Source organism: Massilia sp. BAP21 (genome assembly GCF_057801335.1).
Genome location: NZ_CM173596.1, coordinates 4,779,586 through 4,801,297 on the forward strand (window position 1 = coordinate 4,779,586; position 21,712 = coordinate 4,801,297).

The following is a 21,712-nucleotide window of genomic DNA, read 5'->3' on the forward strand; positions in this document are numbered from 1 at the left end:
CAGTAGTACCGGGGCGCCACGAAAAGGCGCCTCAATAAGAAGAGGCGAACGCGAGTTCGCCTTTTTTTTTAACTGTGCTTTTAGGCCATTTCCTGAGTGATTGGTGACCATGTTTGATTTTGTACGTAACAACAAACGCGTGATGTACGGTGTGCTCGGCCTGATCATCGTTCCATCCTTCGTTCTCGTCGGTGTCGACAGCTACCAGAGCCGCGGCGACAGCGCCGCCGGCGTCGCCACCGTCGACGGCCGCACCATCACCCAGCAGGAATGGGACGATGCCCAGCGCCGCCAGATCGACCAGGCCCGCCAGCAGATGGGTCCGCAATTCGACCAGAAGATGTTCGACACCCCGGAAGCCAAGCGCGAAGTGCTGGACAACCTGGTGGCCGAGCGCGCCGTCAACGCCGAAATCGCACGCAGCCACCTGACCGTGGCCGATCAGGCGCTGGTCAACGCGATCCAGAGCCTGCCTGGCTTCAAGAAGCCGGACGGCAGCTTCGACATGGACCAGTACAAGGCCGCGCTGGCCGCCCAGGGCATGACCCCGGACATGTTCGACGCGCGCATGCGCCGCGACATGGCAATCCAGCAGCTGGCCGGTTCGATCCAGAGCACCGCCTTCGCGCCACGCTCGGTGGCCAGCCGCATTTCGGACATCAACGACCAGGAACGCGAAGTCCAGGAACTGCTGTTCCCGATCGCGAACTACCTGCCGCAGGTCAAGGTCACCGACGAGATGGTCAAGGCCTTCTATGACAAGAACGCCACCCTGTTCCAGATTCCCGAGCAGGTGAAGGCCGAGTACATCGTGCTCGATGCAGCCGCTGTCGAAAGCCAGGTGAAGGTGAGCGACGCCGACGTCACCGCCTTCTACAACGCCAACCAGAAGCGTTTCGTGACGCCGGAACAGCGTACCGCCAGCCACATCCTGATCAACAAGGCGCGCGACGCCAAGCCGGCCGACGAAGCCGCAGCCAAGGCCAAAGCCGAAGCGGTGCTGGCCGAAGTGCGCAAGAACCCGGCCGAGTTCGCGGCCGTCGCCAAGACCCAGTCGCAGGATACCGATTCGGCGGCGCAGGGCGGCGACCTGGGTGCGATCGAGAAGGGCAACTATCCGGTCAAGGAAATCGAGGAGACCGTCTTCAAGCTCAAGGATGGCGAAGTCAGCGGCATCGTGGCGTCGGAATTCGGCTACCACATCATCAAGGTGACCTCGGTCAAGCCGTCGGTGCAGAAGCCGCTGGACGCCGCCCGTGCTGACATCAGCGACGAGCTGAAGAAGTCGGCGCTGTCGAAGAAATACTCGGAACTGGCGGAAAGCTTCAACGACATCGTCTACGAGCAATCGGACAGCCTGAAGCCGGCAGCCGACAAGCTGGGCCTGCAGATCCAGACCGTCGACGGCCTCGGCCGCAAGGCGAACCCGGCCCTGGGCACGGCGCCTTACAATAACGACAAATTCCTGAGCGCCCTGTTCTCGAACGAGTCGATCAAGAACAAGCGCAACACCGAAGCCGTGGAAGTGGCGCCTGCGACCCTGATCGCCGGCCGCGTGGTCGAGTTCAAGCCGGCCACCAAGCGTCCGCTGGCCGAGGTCGAAGCGGCGATCCGCCAGCGCGTGACCCAGGAAGAAGCGCTGCGCCTGGCACGCCAGGCCGGCGAAGCCAAGCTGGCCGCCGCCAAGGCATCCGGCGACGCCACCGGCTTCGGCGAAGTGAAAGTCCTGTCGCGCACCAAGGAGCCGACCGTGAACCCTGCCGGCGCGCTGGCCGTGTTCAAGGCCGACGTGACCAAGCTGCCAGCCTATGTGGGCGTGGACGTGCCGGGCGTGGGCTATGGCGTGTACCGCATCGGCAAGGTAGCGCAGCCGGCCCAGGTGGATACCACCCGCCGCAACCAGGAAGCCCAGCAGATCGGCGGCCTGGTCGGCCAGGCTGAGCTGTACAACTTCGTCGAGGCGATCAAGGTCAAGAACAAGGCCAAGGTGAATGTCAGTGCCGCCAAGCCGGCGGAGCAGGCTGAGTAAGCTGTTTCAGATGTAAATAAAAACCCGGCTGTGCGAGCAGCCGGGTTTTTTTACGTCTGGCGTATCGTTGGCGGAAGAGATCGTGGGATCGCAACCGTAGGGTGGGCACCCCGTGCCCACGCGGAAGCATGAGGGGTGTTAGCCCGGAGAGATGCGCTGCACGCCGCGCAATGACTAACGTCCAAAGAGCGTTTTGTTAGCCCATCATTCCGGTCTGCGTTCCGGAGCGAACAGTCGCCGTCGCGGGCTAAAGGATCGGCACGTAACCGCGTGGGCACGGGGTGCCCACCGTACGGTCGAGATCGCAGGCCATAATCAAGCCGCTGACGCAATCAAGCCCAGGCCACAATCAAGCGGGAGGCGACAATCTGGTCGTCGCAGGCCATAATCAAGACGCAGGCCGCAATCGCGCCGCAGCTACCATCACGTCGCAGGCCGCAATCGCGCCGCAGCTACCATCACGTCGCGGGCCACAATCAAGCTGCACGCTGCAGCCACCATGACGCCGCGAGCCATACGCCACCATCACCCCGCGTGCAGACTCCTCGCCGCACGCACGAAATCATCCGGCGCAATATCCGCCAGCTCCAGCACCTGCGCCTTTGTATACTCCGTAAAGTTGCGGTCAATGGAGCGCAGGTAAGCCGGATCGTAATGCTCCACCAGCAACTGATCGACCAGTTCCGGCATGGCCCCCGCATTCGCCATCGCATGCCAGGCGTCGATCTTCGCCCGTCCATGCAACTGCACCAGGTGTTCGAGCTGCCCATTCAACGCACCGGCATCCTGTGCAAAGTGTTCGTAGTCTTCCATCAGCAGCCGCACCCGGTTCGGGCGCGACAAAGCGACCGCGATGCAGGGCGAGGCGCGCATGCGGGCCATCACCGCGTCGGGCACGCGCAGGTTGCCGACCTTCTTGCTTTCAGACTCGACAAACACCGGCTGGTTCGGGTCGAAGTGACGCAGTTTGTCCCAGATCTGGCTTTCGAACATTTTCTGGGTCGGCTGGGGTTCGTGCGGTAGGTGGCCGAGTACCGAGCCGCGGTGGGCCGCCAGGCGTTCCAGGTCCAGCACCTGGGCGCCGACGCGCTCCAGGGTCTCCAGCAGGCGGCTCTTGCCGCTGCCGGTGGTGCCGCAGATCACGCGGAAATCCACCTGCGGCGGATTCTCCAGCGCCGTGCTCACCTGCGCCCGGTACGCCTTGTAACCGCCTTCCAGCTGGACCACCGGCCAGCCGATCTTCGCCAGGATGTGCGCCATCGAGCCGCTGCGGTTGCCGCCGCGCCAGCAATACACCAGGGGCTTCCATTCGCGCGGTTTGTCGGCAAACAGTTGCTCGATATGGCGAGCGATGTTGGCCGCCACGATCGGCGCACCAACTTTCTTCGCCTCGAACGCGCCGACCTGCTTGTACAGCGTGCCGACCCGGATGCGCTCTTCGTTGTTCAGCACCGGGCAATTGATCGCGCCCGGAATGTGGTCGAGCGCGAACTCGCCTTCGCTGCGGGCGTCGATGATGGTGTCGAAGCTGTCGAGTTCGGGCAGGATGTCGGCGAAGGGCAGTACGGCAGGGTATTTCATTGTCGGGGAAGGGATTGTGGTTATTGTTGTCGGATCAGGCTGGAAAAGGTCGGCCAGATGTTCTTCAGGATGATGGGATGGGCTTGCGCGTTCGGGTGCAGGCGGTCGGCCTGGAACAGCGCCGGCTTGTCGGCCACGCCTTCCAGCATGAAGGGAACCAGCGGCGCCTTCAGGTCTTTCGAGAGCGTGCTGTACATGCCGAAGAAGCGCTCCGTGTAGGCGCGGCCATAGTTTGGCGGCATGCGCATGCCGATCAGCATGACCTTGGCATCCTGCTTCTGCGACAGCGTGACCATCTGGCGCAGGTTGGCCTCGGCCGACGCCACCGGCAGGCCGCGCAGGCCGTCGTTGGCGCCCAGTTCGATGACCACGATCTGCGGCTTGTGGGCGCTGAGGAGGGCCGGCAGGCGGGCCCGCCCGCCGCTGGTGGTCTCGCCGCTGATGCTGGCGTTGACGATGCGCGCGTCGATCTTTTCGGCCTTCAGTTTTTGCTCGAGCAGGGTGACCCAGCCCGCGCCGCGTGTCAGGCCATATTCGGCCGACAGGCTATCGCCCACCACCAGCACGGTTTTTGGTGCAGAATAAGCGCTCGCTGATGCAGCCAGCATGAGCAAACCGACAGAAAATTTCTTGAGACGAGCAAGCATGCGTGATAATCCCGAGGCTTTCAAAAATGACGTATCCGCCGCAGCGGGGCGACCGGCCGCCATCGAGGTGACCGGGTTGTCCAAGCGGGTGGCGGACGCCAGCGGCGAACTCACCATCCTGCACGGCATCGATTTTACCGTGGGAGCGGCCGAGACGCTCGCGCTCGTCGGCGCATCGGGCTCGGGCAAGTCGACCTTGCTCGGCCTGCTGGCCGGCCTGGACACGCCGAGCAGCGGCAAGGTGCTGCTCGACGGCACCGATATATTCGCCCTTGACGAGGATGGCCGTGCGGCGTTCCGCAAGGCCAAGCTGGGCTTCGTGTTCCAGTCCTTCCAGTTGCTGGCGCATCTGAATGCGCTGGAAAACGTGATGCTGCCGCTGGAACTGCGCGGCGACGACAACGCGCGCGAGAAGGCGGAAGCGATGCTGGGACGCGTGGGCCTGTCGAGCCGACTGAAGCATTATCCGAAGTATTTGTCGGGCGGCGAGCAGCAGCGCGTGGCCCTGGCGCGCGCGTTCGTTACCGAGCCGCCACTGCTGTTCGCGGACGAGCCGACCGGCAGCCTGGATGCGGCAACGGGGGAAGCGGTGATCCAGTTGATGTTCGAGCTCAATCGCGAGCGCGGGTCGACGCTGGTGCTGGTCACGCACGATCCGGCGATGGCGGCGCGCTGTGGGCGGACGTTGACCATTGCGGCAGGGCGCCTGGCTTGAGTTAACCCGCGACGCCTGGATCGCCGGGTTTCGTTGTTGTAGGGTGGGCACTTGTGCCCACGCTGTCCACCGTAGGCGTTCCGGCAACGTCAAGGTATGCCAGGGTACGACCGCGTGGGCTCGAGAGCCCACCCTACCAGACTACAAAACCTAGCGCGTCACCAGGCCGTTTAATACCTTCCTGATCGCGGCCGGCAGCTCGCCGGCCGTCAAGCCGATCGGCCCGTAGCCATCGGCCACCAGATTGTCCGCCGCCGCGCCATGCATCCACACCGCAGCCACGGCCGCTTCCCACGCCGGCCAGCCCTGGGCCAGCAAGGCGCCCACGACGCCCGCCAGCACGTCGCCGGTGCCGCCGGTGGCCAGGCCCGGGTTCCCGGTTGGATTGACCGCCAGCGCCCCATCCGGGGCCGCCAGCACGGTACCCGATCCCTTCAGCACCACCACCGCATTCAAACGCTTCGCCAGCGTGCGCGCCGCACCCAGGCGGTCGGCCTGCACTTCGCCTGCCGACACGCCCAGCAGCCGCGCCGCCTCCAGCGGGTGCGGCGTGATCACGGTCGCGCCCACGCGCCGGGCCACGCGCGCCTGCAGGTCGGTGCTGCTCGATACCAGGTTCAAGCCATCGGCGTCGATCACCACCGGCGCCGCCGCATCGACCCCGTGCCCGAGCACGCGCATCGCCTCCAGCGCGTCGCCCATGCCCGGCCCCAGCACCAGGGTCCGGCCCTCGGTATCGAAGTCGTGCGTGGTGCGGAACATCAGTTCCGGCTGCATGCTGTCGTAGCCGGGCCCGACGTCGACCGTGGCCACGAACACGCGTCCCGCGCCGGCATGCAGGGCGCCGCGCCCGGCCAGCACGGCCGCGCCAAGCATGCCGTGCGCGCCGCCGACGATCGCCACGTCGCCGAAGCTGCCCTTGTGCGTGTTCTGGCGGCGCGGCGCCAGCTGGCCCGCGAACAGGGCAGGCGCGGCAAGCAGCGCCGCCGCCGGCGGGTACAGTTCGGGCGCGATGCCGAGGCCGGCCACCAGCACCTGGCCGGCATGGTCGCGCCCGCAGGCGGTATGCAGGCCGGGCTTGTCGCCGATGAAGGTGATGGTGTGGCTGGCGCGCACGGCGACGCCGCCTTCGCCCACCGGCACGCCGGTGTCGGCATCCAGGCCGCTCGGCACGTCTAGCGCCAGCACCGGGCAGCGCACGTCGGACAATGCGGTGACCAGTTCCGGGTAGCGCCCCACCAGGTTGCGTGCCAGGCCTATGCCGAACAGGCCGTCGACCACCAGCGCCCAGTCGCGCGTGTCGGGCGCGACGTCGGCAAAGTTGGCGCGGCTGGCGCGGGCGCGGGCCAGGGCCTGCGCCGATTCGGGCGAGGGCTGGCCGGTGGGGGCGAAGTAGAGCACCACCACGTCGAGGCCGTCCTCGCTCAGGTTGGCCGCCAGTTCCAGGGCGTCGCCGCCGTTGTTGCCGGGGCCGGCCAGCACCAGCACCGGACGGGTGCGGGCGTCGCCCACGAGTTGCAGCGCGAGGTCGGAGGCGGCGCGGCCGGCGCGGCGCATCAGGGTGCCGGTTTCCAGTTCCTGCATCGCCGCTTCCTCGACCGCGCGGATCTGGGCGACGGTGTACAGCGTGCCGCTGTCAAGCTTGCTATCCATAAGTCTTCTCTCGAATGTCGTTGCCCGCATTGTGCCTGATCCTGGCGCGACGGCGGCTACAATAGGGAAAACATCACCTGGAGAGACGCATGGACTGGCAGTTCTGGATCGATCGCGGCGGCACATTCACCGACATCGTGGCGCGCCGCCCGGATGGGCAGCTGGTGACGCACAAACTCCTGTCCGAGAATCCGGAACAGTACCGCGACGCGGCGGTGGCCGGCATCCGCCACCTGCTCGGCGTGGCCGCCGGCGAGCCGCTGCCCGCGGCCCGGGTCGAGGCCGTGAAGATGGGCACCACGGTCGCCACCAATGCGCTGCTGGAGCGCAAGGGCGAGCCGACCGCGCTGGCGATCACGCGCGGTTTTCGCGACGCGCTGCGCATCGCCTACCAGAACCGCCCGCGCCTGTTCGACCGCCACATCGTCCTGCCCGAACTGCTCTACGCCCAGGTGGTCGAGATCGACGAGCGCATGGGTGCCCATGGCGACGTCGTGCAGCCGCTGGACGAAGCGGCGGCCCGCGCCGGCCTGCAGCAGGCCTACGACGGCGGACTACGCGCTCTGGCGATCGTCTTCATGCATGGCTACCGCTACACGGCGCACGAGGCCGCGGTGGCGCGCATCGCACGCGAGATCGGCTTCACCCAGGTCTCCACCTCGCACGAGGCCAGCCCGATGATGAAGCTGGTCGCGCGCGGCGACACCACCGTGGTCGACGCCTACCTGTCGCCGATCCTGCGCCGCTACGTCGACCAGGTGGCGTCCGAGCTGCCGGGCGTGAATTTGCAGTTCATGCAGTCGAACGGCGGCCTGACCGATGCCCGCGCCTTCCAGGGCAAGGACAGTATCCTGTCCGGGCCGGCCGGCGGCATCGTCGGCATGGTACGCGCCAGCCGCCTGGCCGGCTTCGAGAAGATCATCGGCTTCGACATGGGCGGCACCTCGACCGACGTCTCGCATTACGCCGGCGAGTTTGAACGCGTGTTCGAGACCCAGGTGGCCGGCGTGCGCATGCGCGCGCCGATGATGAGCATCCACACGGTGGCGGCCGGCGGCGGCTCGATCCTGCACTTCGACGGCAGCCGCTACCGCGTCGGCCCCGACAGCGCGGGTGCGAATCCCGGCCCGGCCAGCTACCGGCGCGGCGGGCCGCTGGCGGTTACCGACTGCAACGTCATGCTCGGGAAAATCCAGCCGGCGCACTTCCCGAAGCTGTTCGGGCCGAATGCCGACGAAGCGCTCGACGTCGACGTCGTGCGCGCCCGCTTCGCCGAGATGGCCGCGCAGATCTTCGACGCCACCGGCGACCGCCGCACGCCCGAGCAGGTGGCCGAAGGCTTCATCCAGATCGCGGTCGGCAACATGGCCAACGCGATCAAGCAGATCTCGGTGCAGCGCGGGCACGACGTGACCGACTACGCGCTGACCAGCTTCGGCGGCGCCGGCGGCCAGCACGCCTGCCTGGTGGCCGATGCGCTGGGCATGAAGACGGTTTTCATCCACAGCCTGGCCGGCGTGCTGTCGGCCTACGGGATGGGCCTGGCCGACCAGAGCGCGATGCGCGAGCAGGCGGTCGAGGAAAAGCTGGGCGCGGCTGCGGAAGGGGCGCTGGCGGCACGGCTGGATGCGCTGGCCGAGGCCGTGCGCGGCGAGTTGCTGGGGCAGGGCGTGGGCGCCGAGCGCATCGACGTCATCCGCCGCGTGCACCTGCGCTACGAGGGCACGGATTCGGCACTGGTGGTGGACTTCGGCCCGAACGCGGCCATGCAGGCGCAGTTCGAGACAGCCTATAAACGGCGCTTCTCCTTCCTGATGCCGTCGCGCGCGCTGGTGGTGGAGGCGGTGTCGGTGGAGGCGCTGGGCCGCTCGGAAGCGCCGCCAGAGAGCATCACCGACAGCAGCCCGCGTGCCGGCATCCCGGCGCCATCGGAACAGGTGCGCATGTTCGGCAACGGCGAATGGCGCGAGACCGGCATCTACCGCCGCGCCGAGATCAAGCCGGGCGACACGATCAAGGGTCCGGCCATCGTCGCCGAGAACAATGCCACCACGGTGGTGGAACCCGGCTGGCAGGCCGAGGTCACGCCCTGGAACCATCTCGTGCTGACGCGCGTGGAGGCGCTGCCGCAGCGGCGCGCGATCGGCACCACGGCCGACCCGGTGATGCTCGAAATCTTCAACAACCTGTTCATGTCGATTGCCGAGCAGATGGGCCTGCGCCTGCAGAACACGGCCTATTCGGTGAACATCAAGGAACGCCTCGACTTCAGCTGCGCCATATTCGACGCCGACGGCAATTTGGTGGCGAACGCGCCGCACATGCCGGTGCACCTGGGCTCGATGGGCGAATCGATCAAGACCGTGATGCGCGAGAATGCGGGCCGCATGCGCGCCGGCGACGTCTACGCGCTGAACGACCCGTACAACGGCGGCACCCATTTGCCGGACGTGACGGTGATCTCGCCGGTGTTCGACGAAGCGGGCCGGGAGATCCTGTTCTATGTCGGCTCGCGCGGCCACCATGCGGACATCGGCGGCACCACGCCGGGCTCGATGCCGCCGGACTCGCACCATATCGAGCAGGAGGGCGTCCTGATCAACAACTTCAAGCTGGTCGACGGACTTGATGGCGTGCTGCGCGAGGCAGAGGCGCGGGCGCTGCTCACCAGCGCGCGCTACCCGGCGCGCAACCCGGACCAGAACATGGCCGATTTGCGCGCCCAGGTGGCCGCGAACCAGAAGGGCGTCGAGGAGCTGCACCGCATGGTGGCGCACTTCGGCCTGGACGTGGTGCGTGCCTACATGGGCCACGTGCAGGACAACGCCGAGGAAGCCGTGCGGCGCGTGATCGGGGCGCTGAAGGATGGGGCGTTCACGGTGGAGCTGGACAACGGCGCCCACATCGACGTGGCGATCCGCGTCGACCGCGCAGCACGGGGCGCCGAGATCGACTTCACCGGCACCTCGGCCCAGCTGGACAACAACTTCAACGCCCCCTCGGCAGTGTGCATGGCGGCGGTGCTGTATGTGTTCCGCACCCTGGTCGAGGACGAGATACCGCTGAACGGCGGCTGCCTGAAACCCTTGCGGGTAATCATTCCGCCGGGCTCGATGCTCAATCCCCATTATCCGGCCTCGGTGGTGTCGGGGAACGTCGAGACCTCGACCTGCATCACGAATGCGCTGTATGGCGCGCTCGGCGTGATGGCGGCCTCGCAGGGGACGATGAACAACTTCACCTTCGGGAACGCGCGCTACCAGTACTACGAAACGATTTCCGGCGGCAGCGGGGCGGGCGAGGGCTTCGATGGGACGGACGTGGTGCAGACCAACATGACCAACTCGCGCCTGACCGATCCCGAGATCCTCGAGTTCCGCTTCCCGGTGCGGCTGGAGAGCTATGCGATCCGTGCCGGCTCCGGCGGGGCGGGGCGCTGGCAGGGCGGGAATGGCGGCGTGAGGAAGCTGCGCTTCCTGGAGCCGATGACGGCGGCGATCCTGTCGAACAACCGGGTCTACGCGCCCTTTGGCATGGCGGGCGGCGAGCCGGCGGCGCGCGGCGTGAACAGCGTGCTGCGCGCCGATGGCAGCGTGGAGGGGGTGGGGCACATCGGCAAGGTCGAGATGGCGGCGGGCGATACGTTCGTGATCGAGACGCCGGGCGGGGGAGGGTACGGCAGCGTGTAGGACGGCCGCGGGCGTATCCCGTACGGTGGGCACGCTGTGCCCACGCGGGTACGTGTTCGTGATGCGGACACGTGCGGGGAGGTGTCGCTCGCGTCACTGAACGAAGCCGGCCAACGCGATAGGGGTTTGTGGCAGGGCTTGATGCTACCGCTTGGATCTCATCGGCCAACGGCAAAAGGAGACGCACGTAACCGCGTGGGCACGGAGTGCCCACCGTACGGGAAACGTCAGCGGCCGAACGTTGCGTTACGACGAAATACCGTACTTGCGCCGCATCGCCATGTATTCGTCCGTCAACGGCCCCAGCCTCGGATGCTGGGCATCCAGCGCCCGGATATTCTCCAGCTGCGCAAAGCACAGCTCCCCGAGCGGGTGATCCCAGCCCAGCTCGTTGATCTGCCGGAGCACGCCGCCCGCCACCGCGATCATCACCTGCAGATTCCCCGGCGCCATGCGCAACGCTTCGAGCAGGGTCTGGACCGCGCCGCGCACGTCGCCCATGTTGCGCTTCTCGTCGGCCACGCCGAGCAGGATCTGGGCCTGCGCCTTCAGTTGCTGGCCCATGCTGTCGGCCAGGTCGCGGCGGCCGGCGTCGGCGAAGACCTGCAAGGCGCCGGCGGTCGTCATGCCGGCGGCCGGATCGTTCACCACCGTCAGCATCACCTCCTGCGCCTGGCCGTCGAGCCGGTGCGCCAGGCAGGAGCGCACCAGGCCCAGGCGCAGTGCCGGCGACAGGCCGCTGCTGGCGCGCACGGCCGTCACCGCCGTCTGCAAATCGTCCAGCGCCGCCGGGCGGTTGCCGGCCGCGTCGTGCACGGCCGCGTTGGCGATCGCCAGGCAGGCGTCGGTTTCCGGGCCGGCGCGCAGCGAGCGTTCGAGGTCGCGCACCACGCCGGTGGCCTGCAGCATGTCGCCGCGTTTCACCAGGGCCTTGACCAGTTTCACATGGTCTTCCGGGTCGCGGAATTCCGAGTAGCGCGCCTTGCTCACCACCTGCCTGAGCGCGCGTTCCGCCGCCGCCGCGTCGCCGGCCTCGAGCGCCACGTCGCCGAGTTTGCGCAGGCGCCGCACCAGGTGCGGCGACAAATTCACCGCTTCTTCCAGGATCTTCTGCGCCTGGGCGTGGGCGCCGGCCGCCTCGTGGCAGTGCGCCAGCAAGTCGTAGGCGCCCATCAGCTGCGGGTTGGCGGTGATCAGCATTTGCAGGGTCTCGCGTGCCTCGTCGATGCGGCCCTGGGCGAACTGCGCGCGCGCCAGGCCCAGGCCGGCCCAGCCCAGCGGCTTGAAGGCCAGCACCTTGCGGTAGATCTGCTCGGCCTCGCCGTGCTCCTTCAGCTGCACGTGCAGTTCGGCGCGCAGGCGGGCGAAGTCGAGGGCGTGGCGCGGGTGCGTGATCTCGGCCGCGGCGGCGCTGCGGATCGCTTCGCGCAGGTTGTTCTGCGCCACCAGCTGCCAGGTCGGCAGGAACACGGCGCGCCGCTCCAGGGCGCGGGCGATGCGCGCGCCCAGGGTCTCGGCCGTGAACGGTTTCAGCACGTAGTCGGTGGGCGCGAGTTCGGCCGCGCTGACCACCTTGCCGTGCACTGCTTCCGAGGTCAGCATGATGAAGATGGCCCAGGGCGCGATCAGGCGGTGGTGGCGCAGGTCTTCCAGCAGTTGCTGGCCGTCCTGGCCGTCGCCGGCGCCACCGAGATCGTATTCGCAGAGGATGATGTCGTAGGCGCGGCGCGTCAGCTGGCGGATCGCGCTACCCGCGTTGATCGCGTACTCGACCTTGCTGATGCTGGCGGCATTGAGCATGTTCTGCAGGTTGCTGCGCATGCCTGGATTGGGGTCGATGACCAGTACCGACAGCTTGCTGTTGTCTTGCATGTGTTATCTTTCGTGGCTCGGGCGCGAAACGCTCCAAACGCTACAATACCGGCAAGGGAAGGGCGCGGCAACCGGCAGCCTGCCACGGGGCGCGGCGAGGCTCGCTGGCCCCGTAGTCCACCCTGTGGTCCACCCCCTAGTGCACCCTGTATAATAGCGGGCTATCTTCCACCCGCAGCCACGCTGCATCAACCGACTTCCAGCCATGTTGATTCTGCCGGGTTCCAACGCCCTTTCGGTATTTCGTAGCCAACGCCTCCTGAACCAGCTGCAAGCAGTCGCTCCCACGATTGCCTCGGTCCAGGCTCGCTTCTACCACTTCATCGACGCCAGCGCACCGCTGTCCACTGCGGACACCGAGCGCTTGACGGCCATGCTCACCTACGGCGAGCCTGTGCCCGAGACCCTGTACGAGGGCGCCGTCGAGGAGTTCTTCGTGATTCCGCGCCTGGGCACGATCTCGCCCTGGGCCTCGAAAGCAACCGACATTGCGCACAACTGCGGCATGTCGCACGTGCACCGCATCGAGCGCGGGGTGGCCTACAAGGTGGTGCTCAAAGGCGGCATCCTCGGCAGCAGCATCGGCGCCCCCAAAAAGCTGGACGCCGACGCCATCGCCGCCGTGGCCGCCCTGCTGCACGACCGCATGACGGAAAGCGTGCTGCGCAGCGCCGACGACGCCGTGCGCCTGTTCGACGAACTGCCGGGCAAGGGACTGGAATCGATCGACGTGCTGGGCCAGGGCCGCGACGCCCTGGTGCGCGCGAACACGGAACTCGGCCTGGCGATGTCGGATGACGAGATCGACTACCTGGACGAGGCCTTCACCAAGGCCCGGCGCAATCCGACGGATGTGGAACTCATGATGTTCGCCCAGGCGAACTCGGAACACTGCCGCCACAAGATCTTCAATGCCGACTGGATCATCGACGGCGTGAAGCAGGACAAGTCGCTGTTCGGCATGATCAAGAACACGCACCAGCTGCAGCCGAAGGGGACGGTCGTCGCCTACAGCGACAATTCCTCGATCATGGAAGGGGCGACGGTCACGCGCTTCTTCCCGCGCGAGAACGGCGAGTACGCGACCCTGAGCGAACTGACCCACACGCTGATGAAGGTCGAGACCCACAACCACCCGACCGCGATCTCGCCGTTCCCGGGCGCCTCGACCGGCGCCGGCGGCGAAATCCGCGACGAAGGTGCGACCGGCCGCGGCGCCAAGCCGAAGGCGGGCCTGACCGGCTTCACGGTCTCGAACCTGGATTTGCCGGATGCCCGGCGCGCCTGGGAAAACGCGGCGGATGTCACCTCTGCCGGCGACAAGACCTCGGCAGCCGTGTACGGCAAGCCGGAACGCATCGCTTCGCCGCTGCAGATCATGATCGACGGCCCGCTCGGCGGCGCCGCCTTCTCGAACGAATTCGGCCGTCCGGTACTGGGCGGCTACTTCCGCACCTACGAGCAGAACGCGCAGGCGGCGGGCGGCGTGTACGGCTACCACAAGCCGATCATGATCGCCGGCGGCATCGGCAACATCTCGGACCAGCACACGCACAAGAACGACATCCCGCCGGGCAGCCTGCTGATCCAGCTGGGCGGCCCCGGCATGCGCATCGGCATGGGCGGCTCGGCCGCCTCGTCGATGGCCACCGGCACGAATACCGCGGATCTCGATTTCGACTCGGTCCAGCGCGGCAACCCGGAAATGGAGCGCCGTGCCCAGGAAGTGATCAACGGCTGCTGGCAGCTGGGCGCCGGCAATCCGATCATCTCGATCCACGACGTTGGCGCCGGCGGCTTGTCGAACGCCTTCCCGGAAATCGTGAACGACGCCAAGCGCGGCGCGACTTTTGACCTGCGCAAGATCCAGCTCGAAGAGTCGGGCATGGCGCCGAAGGAGATCTGGTCGAACGAATCGCAGGAACGCTATGTGCTGGCGATCGCACCGGAGAGCCTGGAGACGTTTGCAGCCCTGTGCGAGCGCGAGCGTGCGCCGTTCGCCGTGATCGGCGTCGCCACCGAAGAGCGCCAGTTGCGCGTGGTCGACCCCGAGGCAGGCAACAACCCGGTCGACATGCCGATGGAAGTCCTGCTCGGCAAACCGCCGAAGATGCAGCGGAACGTCGAGCACGTGCAGCGCGACCTGCCGGCCGTCGACCTGACCGGCATCGCGCTGGAAGAAGCCGCCAAGCGCGTGCTGCTGCTGCCGACCGTGGCCGACAAGTCCTTCCTGATCACCATCGGCGACCGCAGCGTCGGCGCCATGACCGCGCGCGACCAGATGGTCGGCCCGTGGCAGGTGCCGGTCGCCGACTGCGCCGTCACCGTGATGAGCCACGAGGGCTACGTGGGCGAAGCGATGGCGATGGGCGAGCGTACGCCGCTGGCCGTGATCGACGCCGCCGCCTCGGGCCGCATGGCCGTGGGCGAGGCGATCACCAACATTGCCGCCGCACCGGTCGCCTCGATCGAAGACATCAAGTTGTCCGCCAACTGGATGGCCGCCTGCGGCCAGCCGGGCCAGGACGCGGCCCTGTTCGACACCGTGAAGGCGGTCGGCATGGAGCTGTGCCCGGCGCTGGGGATCAGCATCCCGGTCGGCAAGGATTCGCTGTCGATGCGCACCACGTGGCAGGACGAAGGCGAAGCCAAGTCGGTGATCTCGCCGGTGTCGCTGATCGTCTCCAGCTTCGCGCCGGTGCCGGACGTGCGCCGCACGCTGACGCCGCAACTGCGCACGGACCTCGGCGAGACCGCCCTGATCCTGATCGACCTGGGCCGCGGCAAGAACCGCATGGGCGCATCCGCGCTGGCGCAGGTTACCCAGCAGCTGGGCGACGCGGTGCCGGACGTCGATTCGCCGGAAGACCTGAAGGCCTTCTTTGCCGCGATCCAGCGTTTGAACGCGGAGGGCAAGCTGCTGGCCTACCACGACCGTTCGGATGGCGGCCTGTTCGCCACCCTGTGCGAGATGGCCTTTGCCGGCCGCGCCGGCGTGTCGGTCAACCTCGACATCCTGACCATGGAAGGCGAGCATGCCTCCGACTGGGGCGACGCCAAGAACTGGGCGACGCAAGTGGGCGAGCGCCGCAACGAAATGACGCTGCGCGCGCTGTTCTCGGAAGAGCTGGGCGCCGTGGTGCAGGTGCGCGCTGAGGACAAGAGCCTTGTCATGAACGTGCTGCGCGAACTGAACCTGGGCGCCTGCAGCCACATCATCGGCAAGGTGAACGATCGCGGCGTGGTCGAGTTCACGCGCGACGCCAAAGTCATCTACCTGGAAAAGCGCAGCAATCTGCACCGCCTGTGGTCCGAGACCAGCTGGCGCATCGCGCGCCTGCGCGACAACCCGGCCTGCGCCGACCAGGAATACGAGCGCCTGTTGGATGAGCAGGACCCTGGCTTCACGCCGAAGATCGCGTTTGACATGAGCGAAAACGTGGCGGCGCCCTTCATTGCAACGGGCGTGCGTCCGCGCGTGGCCATCCTGCGCGAGCAGGGCGTGAATTCGCACATCGAGACCGCGTTCGCCATGTACCAGGCCGGCTTCAACGCTGTCGACGTGCACATGAGTGATTTGATCGCCGGGCGTGTGAAGCTCGACGACTTCAAGGGCGTGATCGCGGTGGGCGGCTTCTCCTATGGCGATGTGCTGGGCGCGGGCGAGGGCTGGGCCAAGACCATCCTGTTCAACGCCCAGCTGGCGGACCAGTTCGCACGCTTCTTCGCGCGCCAGGATACCTTTGGCCTGGGCGTGTGCAACGGTTGCCAGATGCTGGCCAACCTGAAACCGATCATCCCGGGCGCGCAGGCCTGGCCAAAGTTCACCCGCAACAAGTCGGAACAGTTCGAGGCGCGCTTCGGCATGGTCGAGGTGCTGGATTCGCCGTCGATCTTCTTCCAGGGCATGGCGGGCACCCAGGCGCCGCTAGCCATCGCCCACGGCGAAGGCTTTGCCGACTTCTCGCTGACCGGCGACCTGTCGCAGGTGGTGCAGTCGCTGCGCTACGTCGACAACCGCGGCCAGGCCACCGAGCAGTACCCGTTCAACCCGAACGGCTCGCCGGGCGGCCTGACGGCGGTGACCACCCCGGACGGGCGCTTCACGGCCATGATGCCGCACGCCGAGCGCGTGTTCCGCACCGTGGTGCATTCGTGGGCGCCGGAGAGCTACGGCGAGGATGGGCCGTGGATGCGCATGTTCCGCAATGCGCGCAAGTGGGTGGGTTGATCGCTTAGCGTGGAAACTGGAACGCCTCCCTCGGGAGGCGTTTTTGTTTGGGGATGCGGCCGCGGGGTTGACGTTGTAGGGTGGACCGGGCCGCGAAAGGCACCTGTGTCCACGCGGTCTCATCGTTTGACCATTGGAAGAGCCTGCACGAATACGCAACTGTCGCACCGCGTGGACACAGGTGTCCACCCTACGAACACCGTTCGAGGCCATCTCACGCAATTCGACAACGCGCACGCCACACCGCGTGGGCTCGAGAGCCCACCCTACGCACTGTCGGCATAGTGCCGCGCAGGCCTCGTCGGACGGTGGGTTCGAGAACCCACCCTACAAATAAAAAGGCGCTTCCGTGGAAGCGCCTTTCGCCTAACTACTTCTCGGCCAATCCAGATTACTGGACCTTGGCCTTCTTCAGCAGCGACTCGCGGAACTCGGCCAGCTTCTTCTGCTGCAGCGATTCTGCCACCTGCTGCTTGACCTGGTCCAGCGGCGGGACCTGCACCGGACGCACGTCTTCGAGCTTGATGACGTGGAAGCCGAACTGGGTCTTCACCGGGGTGTCGGTAATGGCGCCTTTTTGCAGCGAGGTCATGGCTTTCGAGAACTCTGGAACGAAGCCGCGCGGGTCGGCCCAGCCCAGGTCGCCGCCGTTCTGGGCGGTGCCGTCCTTGCCCTGCTTGGCCAGTTCTTCGAACTTGGCGCCGCCCTTGAGCTTGGTGATGATGGCCTTGGCGTCTTCTTCCTTCTCGACCAGGATGTGGCGGGCGTGGTATTCCTTCTCCGGCGCCTGGGCCTTGGCCTTGTCGTACTCGGCCTTGATCTCGGCGTCCTTGACCGGGTTTTTCTTGACGTAGTCGGCCAGCATCGCGTTGATGATGATGCTCTGGCGGGCATTGTCGACCGCTGCCTTGACGTCCGCACGGCCGCCGACGCCTTGCTTGTCGGCTTCCTGGATCAGGACTTCACGGCCGATCAGTTCCTTCTTGACCATTTCGCGCAGCTGCGGCGAATCCGTGGCACGGCCTTGGGCGACGATCTGCTTGACCGCCTGGTCAACCTTTGCCGCCGGGATCGGCTTGCCATTCACGGTGGCGGCGTTCTGCGCGAACACAGGCGCGGCGACCAGCGCGGTCATGGCGAGCAACAGGCGGGTGGGCTTCAAAATCATTGTTCGGATCCTATAAAAACTCGATAAAGTCGCCCGCTGGCGACGAAACCCGGCGCGTCACCCAAGGGCGGGCGCGCCGGAGGCACAACATCTTACTGTACCTTCGCCTTCTTGACCATTTCCTCCTGATAGGCGGCGAGCTTGGTCTGGGTCAGGCTTTCGGCGATCTGCGGCTTGATTTCTTCCATCGCCGGAACTTTCACGGCGCGGGTGTCGTCGACCTTGATCACGTGGTAGCCGGCGCCCGTTTTCACCGGGGTCTCGGTCACGCCGCCTTTTTGCAGCTTGGTGAAGCCGGCTGCGAATTCCGGCGGGAAGGCGGCCGGGCTAGCCCAGTCGAGGTCGCCGCCGTTGTTGGCCGAACCGGTGTCCTTGCTTTGCTTGGCCAGTTCTTCGAACTTGGCGCCGCCCTTCAGCTTGGTGATGACGGCTTTCGCTTCGTCTTCGGTGGCCAGCAGGATGTGGCGCACGTGGTATTCCTTTTCCGCGGCCTGGGTCTTGGCGAAGCGGTCGTACTCGGCCTTGATTTCGGCATCGGTGACCGGGTTCTTGGTGATGTAGTCGCGCGCCAGCTGGCTGACGACGATGGCCTGGCGGGCATTGTCGAGGGCGAGCTTGACTTCAGGCTTCTTGTCGTAGCCTTGCTTGATCGCTTCCTGCATCAGCACTTCGCGTTCGATCAGCTGCTTCTTGATCATGTCGCGCATTTGCGGCGAATCCTCGCCCTGGCCCTGGGCCACGACTTGCTTCACGATCGCGTCCACGCGCGAGGTCGGGATGGGCTTGCCGTTGACGACGGCTAGGTTCTGGGCGAAAGCGGGTGCTGCGATAACGGCGATCAGGGCTAACAGCAGTTGTGCTGGCTTAAAAGTCATTATGGTGTTCCTGTGGGAGGGGAGTTGCTTGGACGGAGTTCTGATTATTTCTTTTGCAGAGCAATTCAATTGTGCGAAAGATTTCTTAAGCTATGCTGAACTTGGCCTCAGTCCGTGTCCAGCATGCTTGCTGACTACAGCTCCGAGGGCGCCAGGGCGGTGATTGCCAGGGCGTGGATCTCGGCCTTCATCATATCGTGCACGGCATCATACACCAGTCGATGGCGCATGACGAGTCTTAGTCCCTCGAAGCGCTCGGAGACGATGCGTACGCTGTAATGACCGCCACCCGAGGCGGCGCCGGCGTGCCCGGCGTGCAGGTGCGAATCGTCGCCGACGGCCAGGTCGAGCGGGTTCAGGGCTTCGGTCAGGCGCGCTTCGATGCGCTCGACCCGGGTGTCGACGCGGTTATCCAGACTCATGCTTCCTCCTGTGGGACGTGTTTTACCAGCATCATGGCCTGGCCGACCGAGAACAAGAAGAAGATCGCGGTCATGCCGAAGACCTTGAAGTTCACCCAGGCGTTCGTGTCGTTCTTGAAGATCACGAAGGCCATCACCAGGTTCAGCGCGCCCAGGAAAAACAGGAAACCCATCCACTGGAAGCCGACGCGCGGCCAGATGGCTTCGGGCAGCGGCAGGGCTTCGTGCATCACCTTGCGCATCAAATTCTTTTTCAGGAAGACCTGGCTGACGAACAGGGCCGCCGCGAAGATCCAGTACAGCATGGTCGGCTTCCACTTGATGAAGGTCTCGTCGTGGAAATAGATGGTGGCGCCGCCGAACACCACGATCACGAAGAAGGACACCCAGAGCATGGTGTCGACCTTGCGCCGGCGTACCAGCAGGTAGCCCACCTGGAGCACGGTGGCGATGATGCCGACCACGGTGGCGAGCATGATCGGCGCCTGGCTGGCGATGATCTTGCCGCCCGAGACCAGACCGCCGAGGTAGGTTTCGGCGAGCGCCACCGCGGCCGCCTCGTTGCCGGTGCCGTATTTATAGACCGCGAAGAACAGGATCAGCGGGAAGAAGTCGAACAAAAATTTCATGGGGCTCCAGGTAAAGCTTGGTGGTTACAGCGGCTTGAAGCTGAGCGCGGCCGAGTTGATGCAGTAGCGCAGGCCGGTTGGCGGCGGGCCGTCCGGGAACACGTGGCCGAGGTGGGCGTCGCACACGGCGCAGATGATCTCGGTGCGCACCATGCCGTGCGAACGGTCGACCTTCTCGATCACGTTGTCGGGATCGAGCGCCTTGAAATAGCTGGGCCAGCCGCAGCCGGACTCGAACTTGGCGTCGGACTCGAACAGCGGCGTGTTGCAGCAGACGCAGGTGTAGATGCCGTGCTCGTGGTGATCCCAGAATTTGCCGGTGAAGGCACGCTCGGTGGCGGCGTGGCGCGTTACCTGGTATTCGATCGGGTCGAGCTGGGCGCGCCATTCGGCGTCGGTCTTGGTCACTTTATCGGTCATGTCGGTCTTTCTTTTCAAAGCCTGCGCAAAGCACGCAGTGTAATCGCACCCGGCAGTATACGCATGCGGGAAGATCGGCATGCGAAGGATGCGCCGGGCAACGAGGAAATCACGAGGAGCAGCTGACCTCGAGATGCGCGGCCCAGTCCGGCGGCAGCGCGGCATAGGCTTCGTGTTCGGGCTGCTCGTCGTAGGGCTGCTCAAGGATGGCGAGCAGTTTGTTCACTTCGCTGAAGTCGCCGTTCTGTGCCCGTTCGATCGCCTGCTGGGCCAGATAGTTTCGCAGGATGTACTTCGGATTGACGCGGTTCATGGCGGCGCGGCGTGCAGCGTCGTCGCTGCCTTCGGCGCGCAGGCGCTCGCGGTAGCGCTCGGCCCAGGCGTCGAAAGCGGCGCGGTCGATGAACAGGTCACGTATGCCTTCCTCGCTGCCGGGCTCGGCGATCCTGAGGTCGGCCAGGCGCCGGAACAGCAGGGTGAAGTCGACGTGGCTGGCCTGCATGATGGAAAACAGGCCGTCGATCAGGGCGCGGTCGCCCTCGCGGGTCTGCGCCAGGCCGAACTTGGCGTGCAACAGCACGTCCAGCTGCCGTTCGAATTCCAGCATGTAGACGTCCAGCGCTTCCTGGGCCGCTTCCACGGTCTCGATCAGCGGCAGCAGGGCATTGCCCAGCGCATAGCAGTTCCAGTGGCCGATGGCGACCTGGTTCGCATACGAATAGCGTCCGCCCTGGTCGGTGTGGTTGCAGATGTGGTTGACGTCAAAGGCTTCCATGAAGCCGAAGGGACCGTAGTCCAGGGTCAGGCCGAGGATCGACATATTGTCGGTGTTCATCACGCCGTGCATGAAGCCGACCGCCTGCCAGTGCGCGATCATGCGCGCGGTGCGGCGGGTCACCTCGGCCAGCAGCGCGGCGTAGGGATTGGCTGCGCCTCGCAGATCGGGGTAGAAGGTGTCGATCACGTAGTCGGCCAGGGTGCGCAGTTCGTCCGGCTTGTCGCGGTAGTGCCAGTGCTCGAAGGAACCGAAGCGGACAAAGCTCGGCGCCATGCGCGTGACCACCGCCGCCGTTTCCAGCGATTCGCGCATCACGCGCTGCTGGGAGCCGGTCACGACCAGGGCGCGCGTGGTCGGGATGCCGAGCGCGGCCATGGCTTCCGAGCACAGGAATTCGCGGATCGAGGAGCGCAGCACGGCGCGGCCGTCGCCCATGCGCGAATAGGGCGTCTTGCCGGCGCCTTTCAGCTGCAGCTCCATGCGGCCTTCCGGCCCCGGCAGGTCGCCGAGCAGGATGGCGCGGCCATCGCCCAGCTGGCCGGCCCAGACGCCGAACTGGTGGCCGGAATACACGGCCGCCAGCGGCTGGGCGCCCTCGGGCACCGCGTTGCCGGTGAAGGCGGCCACGAAATCGTCCTGCGCCAGGGCGGCCGGGTCGAGGCCGACCAGGGCGGCTGCACGGCTGCTTCCCGCGACGAAATACGGCGCTGGCATGGGCGTCGGCATCAGCCGCGTGTAGAACGCGGGCGGCAGGGCGGCGAAGCCGTTGCCGAAGGGGAGATCGTTGGGTGTAATGGCAGTTCCCTTACAAGATGTAATCGAGATGACGACAAGATTCTACCGTACCGGGGAGATTCTATTCGCGCGCACCGCGTCCGCAAGCGTGCCGGCATCCGGACACGCTTGCCATTGCCGGCTTCGTGCAGGCTGCTGCGCCGCAGCATCGAAACATGTTGACGCGCTGCATCAAGCCGAATCACACTCGTTCGAGCTTGACAATCAG

The 21,712-nt window shown here is 66.1% G+C and carries 14 protein-coding genes; 4 read left to right on the forward strand and 10 right to left on the reverse strand.

Annotated elements, in window-relative coordinates; translation table 11 throughout:
• Positions 1-109 precede the first annotated feature (109 nt).
• The gene (locus ACWYRN_RS21100; protein WP_488689681.1) at positions 110-2,029 is read left to right on the forward strand and encodes a SurA N-terminal domain-containing protein; all 1,920 of its coding nucleotides are present in this window, start codon (positions 110-112) and stop codon (positions 2,027-2,029) included.
• Between the two features lie 525 nt (positions 2,030-2,554).
• On the opposite strand, the gene mnmH is transcribed toward ACWYRN_RS21100, so the two are convergent.
• On the reverse strand, positions 2,555-3,610 hold the full coding sequence (gene mnmH, locus ACWYRN_RS21105; protein WP_488689683.1) for a tRNA 2-selenouridine(34) synthase MnmH: 1,056 nt from the start codon (positions 3,608-3,610) through the stop codon (positions 2,555-2,557).
• A gap of 20 nt (positions 3,611-3,630) precedes the next feature.
• Positions 3,631-4,218, reverse strand: a complete 588-nt coding sequence (locus ACWYRN_RS21110) for an arylesterase (protein WP_488689685.1) — start codon at positions 4,216-4,218, stop codon at positions 3,631-3,633.
• Between the two features lie 37 nt (positions 4,219-4,255).
• On the opposite strand from ACWYRN_RS21110, the gene ACWYRN_RS21115 reads away from it, so the two are divergent.
• Positions 4,256-4,972 carry an ABC transporter ATP-binding protein gene (locus ACWYRN_RS21115; protein WP_229435570.1) on the forward strand — a complete coding sequence of 239 codons (717 nt, stop codon included), beginning with the start codon at positions 4,256-4,258 and terminating at the stop codon, positions 4,970-4,972.
• A gap of 150 nt (positions 4,973-5,122) precedes the next feature.
• On the opposite strand, the gene ACWYRN_RS21120 is transcribed toward ACWYRN_RS21115, so the two are convergent.
• Positions 5,123-6,625 carry an NAD(P)H-hydrate dehydratase gene (locus tag ACWYRN_RS21120; RefSeq protein ID WP_488689687.1) on the reverse strand — a complete coding sequence of 501 codons (1,503 nt, stop codon included), beginning with the start codon at positions 6,623-6,625 and terminating at the stop codon, positions 5,123-5,125.
• A gap of 89 nt (positions 6,626-6,714) precedes the next feature.
• Here ACWYRN_RS21120 and ACWYRN_RS21125 point away from each other — a divergent pair, with 89 nt between their 5' ends.
• Positions 6,715-10,314, forward strand: coding sequence for a hydantoinase B/oxoprolinase family protein (locus ACWYRN_RS21125; protein WP_488689688.1), 3,600 nt, complete (start codon positions 6,715-6,717; stop codon positions 10,312-10,314).
• 246 nt (positions 10,315-10,560) lie between these two features.
• Here the strand turns inward: ACWYRN_RS21125 and ACWYRN_RS21130 are convergent, their stop codons facing one another.
• The gene (locus ACWYRN_RS21130) at positions 10,561-12,186 is read right to left on the reverse strand and encodes a response regulator (RefSeq protein WP_488689690.1); all 1,626 of its coding nucleotides are present in this window, start codon (positions 12,184-12,186) and stop codon (positions 10,561-10,563) included.
• A 205-nt stretch (positions 12,187-12,391) separates the two neighbouring features.
• On the opposite strand from ACWYRN_RS21130, the gene purL reads away from it, so the two are divergent.
• The gene (purL, locus tag ACWYRN_RS21135; protein ID WP_488689691.1) at positions 12,392-16,417 is read left to right on the forward strand and encodes a phosphoribosylformylglycinamidine synthase; all 4,026 of its coding nucleotides are present in this window, start codon (positions 12,392-12,394) and stop codon (positions 16,415-16,417) included.
• Positions 16,418-16,808: 391 nt separating this feature from the next.
• On the opposite strand, the gene ACWYRN_RS21140 is transcribed toward purL, so the two are convergent.
• The 6 genes from ACWYRN_RS21140 to ACWYRN_RS21165 all read right to left on the reverse strand — a co-directional run bounded on the left by ACWYRN_RS21140 (position 16,809) and on the right by ACWYRN_RS21165 (position 21,528).
• Positions 16,809-17,585, reverse strand: a complete 777-nt coding sequence (locus tag ACWYRN_RS21140; RefSeq protein WP_229435575.1) for a peptidylprolyl isomerase — start codon at positions 17,583-17,585, stop codon at positions 16,809-16,811.
• Between the two features lie 92 nt (positions 17,586-17,677).
• Positions 17,678-18,460, reverse strand: coding sequence for a peptidylprolyl isomerase (locus tag ACWYRN_RS21145; protein ID WP_488689692.1), 783 nt, complete (start codon positions 18,458-18,460; stop codon positions 17,678-17,680).
• A gap of 134 nt (positions 18,461-18,594) precedes the next feature.
• The gene (locus tag ACWYRN_RS21150) at positions 18,595-18,882 is read right to left on the reverse strand and encodes a BolA family protein (protein ID WP_488689693.1); all 288 of its coding nucleotides are present in this window, start codon (positions 18,880-18,882) and stop codon (positions 18,595-18,597) included.
• A complete protein-coding gene (locus ACWYRN_RS21155; protein ID WP_488689694.1) occupies positions 18,879-19,511 on the reverse strand; it encodes a septation protein A in 633 nt (210 codons plus the stop codon). Before ACWYRN_RS21155 ends, ACWYRN_RS21150 begins: the two co-directional genes overlap by 4 nt.
• A 24-nt stretch (positions 19,512-19,535) precedes the next feature.
• The gene (gene msrB / locus ACWYRN_RS21160; protein ID WP_488689695.1) at positions 19,536-19,931 is read right to left on the reverse strand and encodes a peptide-methionine (R)-S-oxide reductase MsrB; all 396 of its coding nucleotides are present in this window, start codon (positions 19,929-19,931) and stop codon (positions 19,536-19,538) included.
• A 109-nt stretch (positions 19,932-20,040) separates the two neighbouring features.
• Positions 20,041-21,528, reverse strand: a complete 1,488-nt coding sequence (locus tag ACWYRN_RS21165; RefSeq protein ID WP_488692857.1) for a protein adenylyltransferase SelO — start codon at positions 21,526-21,528, stop codon at positions 20,041-20,043.
• Positions 21,529-21,712 lie beyond the last annotated feature (184 nt).

Bases quoted from the DNA above. Each gene is read 5' to 3' on its own strand.
- ACWYRN_RS21100 (WP_488689681.1), top strand. From the start codon at position 110: ATGTTTGATTTTGTACGTAACAACAAACGCGTGATGTACGGTGTGCTC.
- mnmH (WP_488689683.1), bottom strand. From the start codon at position 3,610: ATGAAATACCCTGCCGTACTGCCCTTCGCCGACATCCTGCCCGAACTC.
- ACWYRN_RS21110 (WP_488689685.1), bottom strand. From the start codon at position 4,218: ATGCTGGCTGCATCAGCGAGCGCTTATTCTGCACCAAAAACCGTGCTG.
- ACWYRN_RS21115 (WP_229435570.1), top strand. From the start codon at position 4,256: ATGCGTGATAATCCCGAGGCTTTCAAAAATGACGTATCCGCCGCAGCG.
- ACWYRN_RS21120 (WP_488689687.1), bottom strand. From the start codon at position 6,625: ATGGATAGCAAGCTTGACAGCGGCACGCTGTACACCGTCGCCCAGATC.
- ACWYRN_RS21125 (WP_488689688.1), top strand. From the start codon at position 6,715: ATGGACTGGCAGTTCTGGATCGATCGCGGCGGCACATTCACCGACATC.
- ACWYRN_RS21130 (WP_488689690.1), bottom strand. From the start codon at position 12,186: ATGCAAGACAACAGCAAGCTGTCGGTACTGGTCATCGACCCCAATCCA.
- purL (WP_488689691.1), top strand. From the start codon at position 12,392: ATGTTGATTCTGCCGGGTTCCAACGCCCTTTCGGTATTTCGTAGCCAA.
- ACWYRN_RS21140 (WP_229435575.1), bottom strand. From the start codon at position 17,585: ATGATTTTGAAGCCCACCCGCCTGTTGCTCGCCATGACCGCGCTGGTC.
- ACWYRN_RS21145 (WP_488689692.1), bottom strand. From the start codon at position 18,460: ATGACTTTTAAGCCAGCACAACTGCTGTTAGCCCTGATCGCCGTTATC.
- ACWYRN_RS21150 (WP_488689693.1), bottom strand. From the start codon at position 18,882: ATGAGTCTGGATAACCGCGTCGACACCCGGGTCGAGCGCATCGAAGCG.
- ACWYRN_RS21155 (WP_488689694.1), bottom strand. From the start codon at position 19,511: ATGAAATTTTTGTTCGACTTCTTCCCGCTGATCCTGTTCTTCGCGGTC.
- msrB (WP_488689695.1), bottom strand. From the start codon at position 19,931: ATGACCGATAAAGTGACCAAGACCGACGCCGAATGGCGCGCCCAGCTC.